Here is a 15,581-nt window from a genome sequence, read left to right as displayed (position 1 = left end):
GCCCCTCGCCCGCCGCCGGCCCAGGAGAACGCCTTATGCCCCTCATGCTTCCGTTGGAGGACTACGTCGCCCAGGTCTTGGCCGCGCTCACGCCCCTGAAACCGGTCGAGGTGCCCCTGGCCCGCGCCCACGGCCTGGTTCTGGCCGAGGACGTGACCGCCGCGGTGCCGGTGCCCCCGTGGACGAACTCGGCCATGGACGGCTACGCCCTGCGCGCCCAGGACGCCGCCTCCGCCTGCCCGCAGGCGCCGGTGGCTCTGCCCGTGGCCGGCGACGTCCCAGCGGGGGCCGAGCCCGCACCGTTGGCCCCCGGAACCGCCCAACGGATTATGACCGGCGCCATGCTGCCCCCGGGCGCCGATGCGGTGGTCAAGGTCGAGGACACCGACCAGGCCCCCGGCCCCCGCCCCCTGCCCGCCCGGATCCGCATCTTGGCGGCTCCGACCGTGGGCCTCAACGTAAGGCGCCGGGCGGAGGACGTGGCCATCGGCGACCCGGTGCTGGGGGCCGGCACCGTGCTCGGCGCGGCCGCCGTCTCGGCCCTGGCCTCGGTGGGTCGAGGCACGGTGCGGGCCATCCCCCGGGTGAGGGTGGCCGTGGTGTCCACCGGGGCCGAGCTGATTGATGCCGGCTCCGAGCCGGCAGCAGGCACCATCCCGGACTCCAATGGGCTGCTCCTGGCGGGCCTGTCCCGTGAGCACGGCGCTGAGCCCGTGAGCGTGACCCGCAGCGGCGACACCACCGCCGAGCTCACCCGGGTTCTCACTGCCGCGGCGTGCCACGCGGACCTGGTGGTGACCAGTGGCGGAGTCTCGGCCGGGGCCTTCGATCCGCTCAAAATGCTGGGCGCCGCCCCGCGGAGGCAGGATGGCCCGGCCGCCCCCACGGGCCCGGCCGCCCCCGGCGGTGGGGGCGGCCGGGAGGCGCCCCACGCCGGCGGGCCGGAAGAATCGGAAGAAGAGGAGGCCGGGGCGGACCTCCGACTGGACTTCGCCAAGGTCGCCATGCAGCCGGGTAAGCCCCAGGGGCACGGCTGGGTCCGCGACCGGGCGGGGCGGCGGGTCCCACTCATCGCCCTTCCCGGTAACCCGGTCAGTGTCCTGGTTTCCTTCACCACTATTGTCGCCCCCGCGCTGGCCCGCCTGTCCGGCCACGACGGCACCGCCGTCGGCCGCACCCGGCCCGGGCGCGTGGGCACGGCGCTGCCAGTACGGGCCCGGGCCGCCGTGCCCTGGCGGACCTCACCGGGTCGCCGCCAGCACATTCCGGTGCGCCTGGTCCCCGCCCCGCAGGATCCTGGCCCGGGTGCGGGCGCGCAGGATGCCTCCGGGGAGTTGTGGGTCGCTCCTTCCCACCGCCTGGGCTCGGGCTCCCACCTGGTGGCCTCCCTGCCGGGAGCCCAGGCGCTGGCAGTGGTCGACGCCCGCATTGAGCGCGTGGAGGTCGGCGACGAGGTCGCCCTCGTCGCCCTGTCGCATCCCGCCGCCCCGGGCGCCGCCCTCCCTCTTGAGGAGCCCGTCTCACAACCGTCGCCCCCAGCGCCGCGGGCCGCCGCGGGCCGTCGGCCCAGTCTCCGCCCTGGTGCAGGGGGCGCCCCGGCACCGCCGGGCCCCGGCGCCGCGGGGGACTCCGTTCCGCCGGCCCGCAAGGAGTCCTGACATGGCTGCCCCCGTCCCGGTTCGCCTGACGCACCTCGACGACGCCGGCGCCGCCCGCATGGTGGACGTGAGCGCCAAGACCCCAACTGTGCGCACCGCGGGCGCCCAGGCGCTGGTGACCTGCTCCCCGCAGGTGGTGACCGCCCTGCGCGAGGGCACCATCCCCAAGGGCGATGTGCTGGCCGTGGCCCGAATCGCCGGGATAGCCGCCGCCAAGAGGGTTCCTGAACTGCTGCCCTTGGCCCATGTCATTGGGGTGCACGGTTGCCGCGTGGACCTGGAGGTCGTTGAGGGCGGTGTGCGCATTGAGGCCACGGTGCGCACCGTCGACCGCACCGGTGTGGAGATGGAGGCGTTGACGGCCGCGACTGTGGCGGGCCTGGCCGTCGTGGACATGGTGAAGGGCGTGGACCGCGACGTGGCGCTGGCCCACGCCCAGGTCACCGCCAAGTCCGGGGGGCGTTCGGGCGATTGGGTGCGCGGCGGCCATGACCACTGAGCCGCCAGGAGGGGCCGGGCCGGCCGGGGCCCCGCAACCCGCCGGGGACCCGCCGGAGGGCCCATCGCCCGCGGAGAACCCGCCGGAGCCGGCGGAGGAGGGGAGGCACTGTCGGGCGGTGGGGCCGGTCGGGGCCCGGCGGGCCCCCGCTAACGCGGAGTCGGCCGACGGCCCGCAGTTCGGGCGCCCCGGCCAGGAGCCGCTGGATGTTCTTGTGCTGGCCGGGGGCACGGGGCGGCGCCTCGGTGGAGTCTCCAAGCCGGATGTGGTCGTGGCCGGGGCCCGGATGATCGACCATGTGCTGGCCGGGGTGCGCAGCCTGCGCGGCAGCAGGATAGGCCCGGGGCGCACCGTGGTGGTGGCTCCTGCCCAGGTCCGCCTGCCCGCGTGGGCGGGGCGGGCCTTGGAGGACCCTCCTCTGGGCGGACCGGTGGCCGGAATTGGGGCCGGGCTGGTCGAGTTGGCACGCCTGGCTGCGGCCGCCGGCGGCCGGCCGGCCGCCCTGACGGCGGTGCTGACCTGCGACGCCCCGCAGTGCTGGCAGGCCCTGCCCAGCCTGCTGGCCCGCATATTGTCCGTTTCGGAGCTGGAAGGCGCCTGCGCGCAGGACGAATCTCACCGCCAGTACCTGCTGGGGATCTACCGGACCGGGGCGCTGAATCGCGCCGTCGCCCCTGGTGGCCGGGTGCTGCGGGACGTGGCGGTGCGCCGGGCGCTGGCGGGGCTGGAGGTGCAGGCGGTAGACCTCGGCTCACGGGCCGCGGCGGTGCAGGATCTGGACACCTGGGAGTCCATACGCGCCTGGCGCCCCTGAGGGCAGGGGCCCGGTCCGGGTCGATGGCGGGGGCGGCCCGCTGCGCCTGGCGCCCTTAAGCGGCGCCGACCGGGAGCGATTCGCGGACTCGCGGCCGGGGCGGATCGGGGTGGCGTTATCACCCCGCCCAGCCGCACCGCCTGCGGCGGACCCGCAGCCGGGGCGCGGCGGCGGGCGGTGACCTCGGCGTCGGCCCGTGGTGGGGGCGCCGAGTCAGCCGGGTCAGTGGTCGCCGCCGCCGAGTTGTTCCAGGACGTGGGGCACCAATGGGCCAATGACGGCCACAGTGTCCTTGACGCCGCCGCGTGAGCCGGGAGCGTTGACGACCAGGGCGTCATGAGCCCCGCGGCCGGTCACGCCCACCAGTCCCCGGGACAGGCCGGCCAGTGGGGTCTTGGTCAGGCCATGAGCGCGGATCTGCGCCTCTATACCCTCTAGCCGGCTCTCCAGCAGAGGGGCGGTGCCCTCCGGGGTGAGGTCGTGCGGGGTCACGCCAGTGCCCCCGGTGGTCACAATGACGCGGGCGCCCTCGACCAGGGCCTGCTCAATGGCTGCGCGCACCGACTCGACGCCGTCGGGCACCAGTTGCACGCCGGCCACAACGACGTCGTGCTGGCCCAGCAGGCGCTGGGCCAGCGGCCCGGAAAGATCCTCGCGCTCACCACTTGCGCAGCGGTCCGAGACGGTAATAACAGCGCCCTTGACGGGCTCGGCCAGGGGCTGGAGCCCCTTTTGGACGATTGGCGGCTCACTCATGGCCTCACAGTACCGGCGGACGGCGCGCTCCCGGCGAAGAACCCTGAGAACCCTGAGAACCCTGAGGACAGGGCCCGGCAGCCGCCCCACCGGGGGCGCTTCCACCCGAGCACAGGCCAACGTGTTGTTAATGTCACACCACACTTGCATAATACGTCTCGACCCGTAACAAACCAGGGTCGGGAATCCCCGCCATACCAAGGGAATCTAGGGCCCGGTAGGAGAGGCGCGGCGCGTGCCCCATCATGGGGGCAGCGGGAGGGCGCGCAAAGGAGCCGTTCGCCCGCGCACAGGCATCGGCCAAATCCTCACAGCACCACACTCAGGAGGACCATGACCACGCTCGACACCTCCGGCCGGATCCTGGTCGGATGGAACCCTGAGAAGCCTGAAACCTGGTCGGCCTCGATCGCCTGGCGCACCCTGGCCATCACCACCTACTCCCTCATGCTCGGCTTCACCGTGTGGTTCCTGCCCAGCGCCATTGCGCCCAGGCTCAATGAGATCGGATTCGACCTGTCCAAGGGCCAGTTGTACTGGCTCACCTCCATGCCGGGCCTGTCCTGCGGGCTGCTGCGCCTGGTCTACATGTTCCTGCCCGCCACCATTGGCACCAGGCGCATGATCGGCTGGTCCTCACTGCTGTTCGTCCTGCCAATGCTGGGATGGTTCTTCGCGGTGCAGAACCACGAAACCTCCTTCGGGGTGCTGTTGGCCCTGGCCTTCACCTGCGGGATCGGGGCCGCCACCTTCTCGGGGTACATGCCCTCCACGGGCTTCTTCTTCCCCAAGCGCCTGACCGGCACCGCCCTGGGGCTTCAAGGCGGGCTCGGCAACATGGGCATGAGCATTATCCAGTTGGCCGCACCCTTCCTCATGTCCACCAGCCTGTTCGGCCTGACCTGGATCGAGCCCCACGCCCCGGACGCGCCCATGGTGGTCAACGCCACGGTCTTCTTCCTGCCGTGGAGCCTCATCGCCGCCGCCCTGTCCTTCCGATACCTCAAGGACGTGCCGCTCAAGGCCAATGTCCGTCAGCAGTTGGACATCTTCTCCAACCCCGATACCTGGCTGATGACGGTGCTCTACATTATGACCTTCGGTATTTTCTCGGGCTTCGCCGCTCAGACCGCCCTGATCATTAACAACAATTTCGGGGCCTCCTCCCCCCTGGCCTCCTCCTTCGCCGAAGCGGATCTGCCCAAGGGCGCCAGTTACGCGTTCCTGGGGGCCTTGATCGGATCGGTACTGCGCTTCGCCTGGGGCCCGTTGTGCGACCGCTTCGGTGGCGCCATTTGGACCTTCGTCTCGGCCCTGGGCATGGCTACAACCCTGGGTTTTTGCGGGTGGAGCCTGGCCACCGCCAATGAACCGGGCGACTTCAAGATCTTCCTGGCCGGTCTGCTGGCCATGTTCTTCTTCGCGGGAGTCGGCAACGCCGCCACCTTCAAACAAATGCCCATGATTATGCCCAAGCGCCAGGCCGGCGGAGCCATCGGCTTCACCGCCGCGGTGGCATCCCTAGGACCATTCCTAGTTGGCGTGGCCCTCTCAGCCATACCCGCCTCACTTTTCTTCTACGCCTCGGCACTCTTCTGCCTGCTGTGCGCCGTTATCTGCTGGCTGCGCTACGCCCGGCCCGGCGCCGCCCGCCCCGGGTGACGAGCGCGCCAACGCCCCCTATGGCGGACCCCAGAAGCCCTATACCCCACAACCCACCCGACCCCAGAAGGACCACTAAGGACCATCGATGACCGCTTCAGGCCCCCAGCCCGCCGACCGCCCGATCATCCCGGCCTCCGCGGGCCCGGTGGAGAACGTGCCGGGACTGTTCGCCCTGGGCTCCTACCTGCGCCGGGGCACCCCCAGCCAGGATGCCCGTCGTCTGTTCCTGTCCGGCGGGCGCGAGGCCGACACCTTCTACCGGCACCGCTGGAGCCACGACAGAATGGTCCACTCCACCCACGGGGTGAACTGCACCGGCTCGTGCGCCTGGGAGGTGTATGTCACCGACGGCATTATCACCTGGGAGAAGCAGATCACCGATTACCCCACCACGGGGCCGGATATGCCCGAGTACGAGCCCCGCGGCTGCCCGCGCGGCGCCGCCTTCTCCTGGTACACCTACTCCCCCACGCGCATCCGCTACCCCTATGTGCGCTCGGTTCTCCTGGACGCGTTCCGCGCCGCCAAGAAGCGCGCCGACGGCGACGCCGTAGCCGCCTGGGCGCAGGTCACCGGGGACGAAGCCACAAGCCGCGCCTATAAGTCAGCCCGCGGCAAGGGCGGCATGGTGCGCGTGGGCTGGGACGAGGCCATGGAGATCATTGCCGCCGCCTACGTGCACACTATTCGCACCTGGGGCCCGGACCGCTGCGCCGGATTCTCCGTCATCCCGGCCATGTCCATGATCTCCTATGGCGCCGGGGCCCGCTTCCACGAGCTCATTGGCGGCACCATGCTCTCCTTCTACGACTGGTACGCCGATCTGCCCCCGGCCTCCCCGCAGGTCTTCGGCGACCAGACCGACGTGCCCGAGGCCGGCGACTGGTACAACGCCCAATACCTCATTATGTGGGGCTCGAACCTGCCCCTGACCCGCACCCCGGACGCCCACTTCATGACCGAGGCCCGCTACCACGGGCAGAAGGTGGTGGCGGTATCCCCCGACTTCGCCGACAACACCAAGTTCGCCGACCAGTGGCTGCGCGTCGCCCCCGGCACCGACGGGGCCCTGGCCCAGGCCATGGGCCACGTCATCCTCACCGAGTTCCATGTGGCTAGAGGCGAGCCCTACTTCCTGGACTACATGCGCCGCCACACCGACTCCCCCTTCCTCATCGCTTTGGAGCCCTCACCCACCGGGGACGGCCTGGTGCCGGGCCGCTTCCTGACCGCCTCACAGGTCGACGGCGTGGCCGAGGGCCTGCCCAGGAACGACTTCCGCCCCCTGGTGTGGGACCGCGAGCGCGGCCCGGTCGACCCGGGCGGCACGCTGGCGGATCGTTTCACCCCGGAGGGCGAGGGCCGGTGGAATCTGCTCATGGAGGGCGTGGACCCGGTCATGAGCATGGAGGAGGTGGGGCAGGGCGGTGGCGCCGTTGAAGCCGCCGAGGTCCTCCTGCCGCGATTCGACCTTCCCGCCTCCAGCACTCCTGCGGGGGGCTCGGTGGGCGCCGGGGTGGTGCTCCGCGGTGTCCCCGCCGTGCGCCTGGCCGACGGCCGCCTGGTCACCACCGTCTACGACCTGCTCCTGGCCCAGTACGCGGTGGCGCGACCCGGCCTGCCCGGCCAGTGGCCGGAGAACTATCAGGACGCCACGGTGCCCGGCACGCCGGGGTGGGCCAGTGAGATTACCGGGGTGAGCGGCCCGGCCATGATCCGGGTGGCCCGCGATTTCGCCACCAATGCCTTGGAGTCCCAGGGGCGCTCCCAGATCATTATGGGGGCGGGCATTAACCACTACTACCACGCCGACCAGCTCTACCGGACAATCCTGGCGCTGACCTCCATGTGCGGCACTCAGGGCATTAACGGCGGCGGCTGGGCGCACTACGTGGGTCAGGAGAAGGTCCGCCCCATTGCCGGCTGGGCCCAGTTCGCCTTCGCCCTGGATTGGCACCGCCCCGCCCGCCAGATGATTTCCACCGGCTTTTGGTACATCACCACCGACCAGTGGCGCTACGACACCACCAGGGCCGAGCGCCTGGCCTCCCCCCTGGGCCCGGGCACCATGGCCGGCAAGACGACCACCGACACCATGGTGGAGGCGATGAAGCGGGGATGGACGCCGTCCTACCCGACCTTCAACCGCAATCCGCTGCTGCTGGGCCAGCAGGCCAAGGAGGCGGGGGCGGACCCCGCGGACTACGTGGTGCGCGAACTGGAGGCGGGCACCCTGCGTTTCGCCTGCGAGGACCCTGACGCCCCCGAGAACTTCCCGCGGATCCTGGCCTCCTGGCGCACTAATCTGTTGGGCAGCTCGGCGAAGGGCACGGAGTTCTTCCTGCGCCACATGGTGGGCGCGGACAACGACGTCAATGCCGCCGAGGCTCCCCCCGAGGCGCGTCCGGCGTCCATGACCTGGCGGCGGGAGGCGCCCAAGGGCAAGCTCGACCTCATGTGGACCGCGGACTTCCGCAACACCTCCACCACGCTGCACTCCGACATTGTGCTGCCCGCCGCCACCTGGTACGAGAAGTACGACCTGTCCACCACGGACATGCACCCCTTCATCCATTCCTTCAACGCGGCCATTGATCCGCCGTGGGAGGCCCGCAGCGACTTCGAGATCTACCAGCAGCTCGCGGCCATGGTCTCCCAATGGGCGCCGAAGTACCTGGGCACCCAGACCGACATTGTGGCCGCCCCGCTGACCCATGACACCCCCGACGCCATGACCATGGCCCATGGGGACGTCTCCGGGCTGCCCCAGGGGTGGATCCCGGGGGTGACAATGCCCAAACTGGTGCCCGTGGAGCGGGACTACACCCAGATCCGCAATAAGTTCGACGCCGTCGGCCCGCTGGTCGACAAGGCGGGCATCCCCGCTAAGGGGATCATGCTGAAACCCGACAAGGAGATTGAGAGGCTGGCCCGCGCCCACGGCACCGGCGCCGGGGCGGCCCGGGGGCGGCCCCTGTGCAACACTCCCATTAGGGCCGGTGACACCGTCATGCACCTGTCGGGCGCCACCAACGGGCGCCTGGCCACCACCGGCTGGGCGACCCTGTCGGCGCGCACCGGCACCCCCTTGGTCGAGCTCAGTGAGGAGGAGGCCGGTAAGCAGGTCACCTTCGCCGACACCCAGGTCAAGCCGCAGCCGGTCATCACCACCCCGGAGTGGTCGGGGTCGGAGCACGGCGGCAGGCGCTATTCGGCCTTCGTGGTCAATGTGGAGCACGCCAAGCCGTGGCACACGCTGACCGGGCGCATGCACTACTACCTGGACCACGACTGGATGCGGGACCTGGGTGAGGCCCTGCCCCTGTACCGGCCCCCGCTGGACCTGCACGCCCTGTACGGGGAGGCTCCCCCCGGGATGGTGGGCACCTCCCAGGAGGGCACCGCCGAGGTGGCGGTCCGCTACATTACGGCGCACAACAAGTGGGCCATCCACTCCCAGTACTACGACAATCTGCACATGCTCACCCTGGGGCGGGGCGGCCAAACCATCTGGATGAGCCCCGCCGACGCCGACAAGATCGGGGTCAAGGACAACGAGTGGGTCGAGGCCTACAACCGCAATGGCATTGTGGCGGCCAGGGCCGTGGTCTCCCACCGCATCCCCGAGGGCATGGTCTTCATGCACCACGCCCAGGAGCGCACCATGAACACCCCGCTGACGGAGCGCAGCGGGCGGCGCGGCGGCACCCATAACTCCCTGACCCGCATTGTCCTGAAACCCACCCACTTCGCCGGCGGATACGCGCAGCTGTCCTACGCCTTCAACTATGTGGGGCCCACCGGCAATAACCGCGACGAGGTCACTCTCATTCGCCGCCGCAGCAACCAGGAGGTGACGTTCTCATGAAGGTCATGGCCCAAATCGCCATGGTAATGAACCTCGACAAGTGCATTGGCTGCCACACCTGCTCGGTGACGTGCAAGCAGGCGTGGACGAACCGCGAGGGCACCGAGTACATGTGGTTCAACAATGTCGAGACCCGACCCGGCGTGGGCTACCCGCGCACCTGGGAGGATCAGAACCGTTGGAGGGGCGGCTGGGAGCGCACCCCCGGCGGGCGGCTGCGCCCTCGTTCGGGAGGGCGCCTGCGGCGCCTGGCCCAGATCTTCGCCAACCCGGATATGCCCGGTGTCCAGGATTATTACGAGCCGTGGACCTACGAGTATGACCGTCTTCTCTCCGCCCCCAAGGACTCCCCCGCCCTGCCGGTGGCGCGCGCCAAGAGCCAACTCACCGGCGAGTACATGCCCACCATTGAGTGGGGGCCCAACTGGGATGACGACCTGGGCGGCTCCACGCGGACCCTGCAGGACGATCCCGTCCTAACCGCCATGAGCCGCAAGGTCACCACTGAGATCGACCAGGCCTTCATGTTCTACCTGCCGCGCATATGCGAGCACTGCCTCAACCCCACCTGCGTATCGGCCTGCCCCAGCGGTGCCATGTATAAGCGCACTGAGGACGGCATTGTCCTGGTGGACCAGGATGCCTGCCGCGGTTGGCGCATGTGCGTGTCGGCCTGCCCCTACAAGAAGGTCTACTTCAACCACCACACGGGTAAGGCTGAGAAGTGCACCCTGTGCTACCCGCGTCTGGAGGTGGGCGAGCCCACGGTGTGCTCCGAGACCTGCGTGGGGCGACTGCGCTACCTGGGGGTCCTGCTCTACGACGCCGACCGCGTCTCCCAGGCGGCCGCCATTGAGGACCCCCAAGACCTCTACCGGGCCCAACGCGAGATCCTTCTGGATCCCTACGACCCGCGGGTCGTCTCCGCCGCCCGGGCCGAGGGCGTGCCGGCCACCTGGGTCGAGGCCGCCCAGGCCTCCCCGGTGTGGGACCTCATCTCCACCTATGAGGTGGCTCTTCCGCTGCACCCGGAGTACCGCACCATGCCCATGGTCTGGTACATCCCGCCGCTGTCCCCCATTGTGGATGAGGCCGTGGCCGCGGGGCTCGACGGCGAGGACCACAAGGTGCTGCTGACCGCCGTCTCAGAGATGCGCATCCCCCTGGAGTATCTGGCCGGACTGTTCACCGCCGGGGACACCGACACCGTCGAGCTGGTGCTGCGGCGCCTGGCCGCCATGCGCTGCCACATGCGCGAGGTGCGCCTGGGGCGCCCGCCCTCCCCTGAGATCGCCGGCGCCGTGGGCATGAGCGGGGAGCAGGTGGAGAGCATGTACCGCCTTCTGGCCATCGCCAAGTTCGACGACCGCTACGTCATCCCCACCGCGAAACCGGAGATCCCCCGCGGGATGGCCGCTATGGGCGAGGACGTGCGCACTCTCCTGGGCGAGGGAGCGCCCTCCGCCTGCCACCGCGAGGCCTCCGGCCCGCCCACGCCGGGCGCCCCGGTGGCGCTGCCGCTACCGAGCGTGCGCCGCGAGCCCGTGCCGGCCCCGGGCCCCGACCTGGTCGGTGCGGGCCGCGTAAGCGGAGGGCGCTAATGGTCTCCTTCGTGCGCACCCCGCGCCCTCTGGACCCGCCCCAACCGGTTGAACTCAGCACCGAGCAGCGGGCGGTGGTGCACATGTGCGCCTCCCTGCTCCTGGACTATCCCGATGAGGACGGGGGCTTCGACCAGCGCCTGGGGGCCGTCGCCGCGGTACTGGAGGGCCTGCCCGCCCCGGTGGCCGGGCCCCTGGAGGAGTTCATTTCGGTCGCCCGCCGGCGGGGGGCCCGGGCCATGGCCGAGCACTACGTCGATGTCTTCGACAGGCAGCGGCGCTGCTGCCTGTACCTGAGCTACTACGCGGTGGGGGACACCAGGCAGCGGGGTGCCGCCCTGCTGGCTTTCAAGCAGACCCTGGCGGCCGCGGGCTGGGAGTTGGCCGCTGAGGAGCTGCCCGACTACCTTCCGGTGGTCCTGGAGCTGTCCGCCCGCAGCGGGGAGGAGGTCGCCCAGGCCCTGCTGGCCAGCCACCGGGAGGGCATTGAAGTGCTGCGCAGCGCCCTGGTGGACGCCTCCTCCCCCTACACCCATCTGGTCCAGGTGGTCTCCATGACCCTGCCGGCCATTGACGCGGCCATGGCCGAGCGCATCCGGGCCCTGGTGGCGGCCGGGCCGCCCACCGAGCTCGTCGGCGTCACCGACGTCCTCCCCTTCCCCACCGTGCCCGCCGCTCATGGTCAGACCGCGCCGGCCCCGGCCGGGCGCCGGCCCGCCGCCATTGCCGCCCCAATCGCACAGGAGGCCCTGTTATGAGCGTTATGAGCGCTATGAGCGTTATGAGCACCTTCGAACAGCTCTTCGTGTGGGTGGCCCTGCCCTACGCCTGCTTCCTGCTGCTGGTGGCGGGGCTGGTGTGGCGCTGGCGCACCGACCAGTTCGGGTGGACGAGCCGCTCGTCGCAGTGGAACGAGTCTCGGATCCTGCGCTGGGCCTCGCCCCTGTTCCACCTGGGCATCCTCATGGTGGCCGGCGGGCACGTCGTCGGCCTGCTCATCCCCAATACCTGGACCGAGGCGGTGGGGGTCACCGAGCACATGTACCACCTGGGGGCGGTGTCCCTGGGGCTGGTGGCGGCGACCATGACCATTGTGGGGCTGGCGGGCCTGCTCTATCGGCGCATCGTGGTCAAGTCGGTGCGCCTGGCCACCACGCGCAACGACAAGATCATGTACGCCCTACTGCTGGTACCCATCGCCCTGGGCGCCTGGGCGACTGTGAGCACCCAGCTCCTGGGCGCCGAGGGCCACGGCTACGACTATCGCGTGACCATTAGCCCCTGGTTCCGCTCACTGTTCACCCTCCGACCGGATCCCGCGCTCATGACGCAGGTGCCCCTGGCCTTCAAGCTGCACATTGTGGCCGGCCTGCTGCTGTTGGCCATCTGGCCCTTCACCCGCCTGGTGCACGCCGTCTCGGCCCCCGTGGGCTACGTGACCCGGCCCTACGTCGTCTACCGCTCCCGGCCGTCGGCCACGGCAACGGCGCGCCCGCGCCGCGGCTGGGAACCAGTGCGCACCCAGGGCACCGGGAACCTGGGAATCGATGACGTGTCGCCATCGGCAGGAGCCTAAGCGCACTCCTCATTCTCCTCGGCGAACTGGGGCGATACGGGCACAGGCGGCGCGTGGGCTCGGTATCGTCAATGGTGGAGCCGTTGCCCGACGGCGGGGTCGTCGCCGGGCAGCGGAAACTCCCGGGGGGCCGGTGCGCCTGCTGACCCGAAGCCGCGCCCCGGCCTCGCAAACGCCTGCGAACCGACAAGGAGATCTCATCATGCTCACGCGACAGCGGAGATTACTGGCCGCCATCGCCCTCGTCCCGCTCTTCTCCCTGGCTGCCTGCTCAGGCACCTCCTCCACATCCGGCTCAAGCACCGCCGAGGCCGGTTCCTCGGCGTCGGCCGCTGGGCCGGTCTCCGGGGAGCTCACTGTCTTCGCCGCCGCCTCCCTCCAGGGGGCCTTCGAGGAGATCGCTCAGGGCGTCAAAGAGGACAACCCGGATCTGACCATCACCTTCAACTTCCTGGGCTCCCAGGACCTTGTCACCGCTCTGGCCAACGGTGACGCCGCTGATGTGCTGGCCACCGCCAACAACTCCACCATGACCGACGCCGCCAACCAGTCCCTGGTGGGCGAGCAGACCGAATTCGCCACCAACACGCTCACGCTCATTGTCCCCAAGGGCAACCCGGCCGGCATCACCGGCCTGGACTCCTCCCTCGATGGCGCCGACCTGGTCATCTGCGCCCCGGAAGTCCCCTGCGGCGAGGCCACTGAAAAGCTCGCCACCGCCCTGGGCGTGACCCTGAACCCCGTCTCAGAGGAGCAGAAGGTCACCGACGTGCGCGGCAAAGTCGAATCCGGTGAGGCCGACGCCGGGATCGTCTACACCACCGACGCCGCCGCAGCCACCGGCGTGGAGGAGATCTCCATCCCCAATGGCGGCGTCATCAACCACTACCCGATCGCTATCACCTCGGGTGCGCAGAACACCGCCGCCGCCCAAGCCTTCATTGACTACATCCTCAGTGACAAGGGCCGGGCCATCCTCGACACCCACGGCTTCGGTGCTCCAGGCGCCGGGGCGACTCCGAGCACCACCGCCTCCCCCACCGGCCAGTGATGCCGGCTCACGGCTAGTTGCGGTAGACCTGCGAGTGAGTACCGCGCCCGCCTCGCGGCGGCCCGCCGGCGCCTCCAGGCGCTCGCGGGTTGCTCACGCCCCCCTGCCCGTGCCCGTGGTGGTCTTGGCTCTTGTGGGGGCCTGCGCCATTGTCGTGCCCATCGCCGGCCTGGGCACCCGAGTCGCCTGGGGCGAGCTGCCGAGGCTCCTGGCCTCCGACTCCGCCCGCCTGGCCCTGGGACTGTCCCTGCGCACCTGCCTGGTATCCACCGTCATCTGCGTGGCTCTGGGCGTCCCCTTGGCCCTGCTGCTGGCCCGGCAGTGGCCCGGAGTGCGCGTGGGGCGGATTCTGGCCGTCCTACCCATGACCATGCCCCCGGTCGTGGCCGGTATTGCCCTGCTGTCCACACTGGGTAAGAAAGGGGTTCTCGGGGCGCATTTGGACGCCTGGGGCATCTCCATCGCCTTCTCGACCGCCGCTGTGGTCATCGCCCAGGTCTTCGTGTCCATGCCCTATCTGGTGGTCACCTTGGAGGCGGCGCTGCGCAGCCGGGACACCCGCTGCGAAACCATTGCCCGGACCCTGGGGGCCGGGCCGTGGAGAGTGCTCACGCGCATCACCCTGCCGCTGGTGGGACCGGCGCTGGCGCGGGGCACCGCGCTGGCCCTGGGGCGCGCCCTGGGCGAGTTCGGGGCGACCATCGCCTTCGCCGGCTCCCGGGAGGGGGTCACCCGCACCATGCCGCTGGCCATCTACCTGCAGCGGGAGAATGACACCGCCATCTCCCTGGCGCTGGCGGTGGTGCTCATTGCCCTGTCCTTCCTGGTGGTGGGCGCCACCACCGTCGACTGGGGCGCACTGGTGCGCCGCGCCGACCGGGCCGGCGGCAATGCCGGCGCCCCCGAATCGGCCGCCGTGGGCGATGGCGCGCAGGCCCACCCCGCCCATGAGCCCGACGGCGCGGCGTGGGCCCCGCCGCTGGGCACGGCCGCCGATGCCACCGGGGGGGCCCGGGGCCAGGAGGTGCACCTGTCCTTCAACTCCCGGGAGCGCGGTGTGGCCGTGGAGTTGACGGTGGCCGCCGGACGCACTCTGGCGCTGATCGGCCCTAACGGCTCGGGGAAGTCCACCGTCTGCGCGGTCCTGGCCGGGCTCCTGGACGCCGAGGGCGGTCAGGTGCGCGTGGGCGGGCGGGTTCTCGATGGGCCGGGCGTCTTCGTGCCCGCGGGCCGGCGCTCCGTGGCCCTGCTCTCGCAGAGCCCCGGGATCTTCGACCACATGTCCGTCATGGACAATGTTGCTTTCGGGCCCCGCTGCCAGGGGGCGGGGCGCCGGCGGGCGCGGGCGCGCGCCCGCCGTGAGTTGGAGGCCGTGGGCGCCTCCCATCTGGCCCGCCGGCCCGGCTCGGCGCTCTCGGGCGGACAGGGCGCCCGCGTGGCCCTGGCCCGGGCGCTGGCGACATCCCCGAGCGTCCTGGTGCTTGACGAACCCATGGCCGCCCTGGACGTCACCGCCCGTCAGCGGATGCGGGCCCTGGTTGCGCACCGGGCCGCCCAGGAGGGGCTGACGGTGATGCTCGTCACCCATGACGTGGCCGATGTGGCGGCCCTGGCCGATGATGTCGCTGTCCTGGATGACGGGAGGGTGGTGGAGTCCGGCCCGGCGGCCCAGGTGCTGTCCACCCCGGTCTCCCCCTTCACCGCCGAGCTGACCGGCACCACCATGCTCCATGGGACCCTGGACGGTTCCCCCGCCGCTCCCGCCCTGGTCCTGGGCGACGGGACCCGCCTCATGGCGGCCCCTGTCCAAGAACTGTCACCGGGGGCGCAAGCAGTCGCGCTGCTGGCCCCGGCCGCGGTTGCGCTCTACGAGCGGGCCGGACCGGGCAGTCCCCGCAACACTCTGGAGGCGCGCGTGGTGGAGACCACCAGCGCCAATGGCCTGGTGTCGGTGGTGCTGGCCCTCGGGGACGGCCAGCACCTGCGGGCGCTCATCACCCCGGCGGCGGCCGCCGAACTCGGGGTACGGGCGGGCCGGGAGTTGCGCGCCGTCATTAAGGCGACGCAAGTGCGCCTGATCGCTCGCCCTTGAG

The 15,581-nt window shown here is 70.8% G+C and carries 11 protein-coding genes; 10 read left to right on the top strand and 1 reads right to left on the bottom strand.

Going from position 1 to position 15,581, the window contains the following annotated elements:
* The first annotated feature begins 35 nt into the window (after positions 1-35).
* The 3 genes from EUC46_RS04555 to mobA all read left to right on the top strand — a co-directional run bounded on the left by EUC46_RS04555 (position 36) and on the right by mobA (position 2,971).
* Positions 36-1,658: a molybdopterin molybdotransferase MoeA gene (locus EUC46_RS04555; protein ID WP_128773004.1), complete on the top strand. Its 1,623-nt coding sequence runs from the start codon at positions 36-38 to the stop codon at positions 1,656-1,658.
* A 1-nt stretch (position 1,659) separates the two neighbouring features.
* Positions 1,660-2,157, top strand: coding sequence for a cyclic pyranopterin monophosphate synthase MoaC (gene moaC, locus EUC46_RS04550; protein WP_128773003.1), 498 nt, complete (start codon positions 1,660-1,662; stop codon positions 2,155-2,157).
* 118 nt (positions 2,158-2,275) lie between these two features.
* Positions 2,276-2,971, top strand: coding sequence for a molybdenum cofactor guanylyltransferase (gene mobA / locus EUC46_RS04545; RefSeq protein ID WP_241655392.1), 696 nt, complete (start codon positions 2,276-2,278; stop codon positions 2,969-2,971).
* 222 nt (positions 2,972-3,193) lie between these two features.
* On the opposite strand, the gene EUC46_RS04540 is transcribed toward mobA, so the two are convergent.
* Positions 3,194-3,727 carry a MogA/MoaB family molybdenum cofactor biosynthesis protein gene (locus EUC46_RS04540; RefSeq protein WP_128773001.1) on the bottom strand — a complete coding sequence of 178 codons (534 nt, stop codon included), beginning with the start codon at positions 3,725-3,727 and terminating at the stop codon, positions 3,194-3,196.
* Between the two features lie 333 nt (positions 3,728-4,060).
* Here EUC46_RS04540 and EUC46_RS04535 point away from each other — a divergent pair, with 333 nt between their 5' ends.
* The 7 genes from EUC46_RS04535 (at position 4,061) to EUC46_RS04505 (ending at position 15,580) form a co-directional block, all read left to right on the top strand.
* Positions 4,061-5,389 (top strand): MFS transporter, encoded by a 1,329-nt coding sequence (locus tag EUC46_RS04535; protein WP_128773000.1) that lies wholly within the window; start codon positions 4,061-4,063, stop codon positions 5,387-5,389.
* Positions 5,390-5,477: 88 nt separating this feature from the next.
* Positions 5,478-9,260: a nitrate reductase subunit alpha gene (locus EUC46_RS04530; protein ID WP_128772999.1), complete on the top strand. Its 3,783-nt coding sequence runs from the start codon at positions 5,478-5,480 to the stop codon at positions 9,258-9,260.
* Positions 9,257-10,861: a nitrate reductase subunit beta gene (gene narH / locus EUC46_RS04525; protein ID WP_128772998.1), complete on the top strand. Its 1,605-nt coding sequence runs from the start codon at positions 9,257-9,259 to the stop codon at positions 10,859-10,861. Before EUC46_RS04530 ends, narH begins: the two co-directional genes overlap by 4 nt.
* Positions 10,861-11,619 (top strand): nitrate reductase molybdenum cofactor assembly chaperone, encoded by a 759-nt coding sequence (narJ, locus tag EUC46_RS04520; RefSeq protein WP_128772997.1) that lies wholly within the window; start codon positions 10,861-10,863, stop codon positions 11,617-11,619. The genes narH and narJ overlap by 1 nt, the downstream gene beginning before the upstream one ends.
* Before the next feature lie 23 nt (positions 11,620-11,642).
* Complete coding sequence (gene narI, locus EUC46_RS04515; protein WP_128773029.1) at positions 11,643-12,437, top strand: respiratory nitrate reductase subunit gamma; 795 nt, start codon at positions 11,643-11,645, stop codon at positions 12,435-12,437.
* Positions 12,438-12,639: 202 nt separating this feature from the next.
* Positions 12,640-13,488: a molybdate ABC transporter substrate-binding protein gene (modA, locus tag EUC46_RS04510; RefSeq protein WP_128772996.1), complete on the top strand. Its 849-nt coding sequence runs from the start codon at positions 12,640-12,642 to the stop codon at positions 13,486-13,488.
* 34 nt (positions 13,489-13,522) lie between these two features.
* Positions 13,523-15,580 carry an ABC transporter permease gene (locus EUC46_RS04505; protein ID WP_241655391.1) on the top strand — a complete coding sequence of 686 codons (2,058 nt, stop codon included), beginning with the start codon at positions 13,523-13,525 and terminating at the stop codon, positions 15,578-15,580.
* The last annotated feature ends 1 nt before the right edge of the window (position 15,581 follow it).

Origin of the sequence: Actinomyces oricola (assembly GCF_004104015.1) — a bacterium.
Taxonomy (GTDB): domain Bacteria; phylum Actinomycetota; class Actinomycetes; order Actinomycetales; family Actinomycetaceae; genus Actinomyces; species Actinomyces oricola.
The sequence above is the reverse complement of the archived record's forward strand: the minus strand, read 5'-3'. Positions and strand labels throughout refer to the sequence as shown.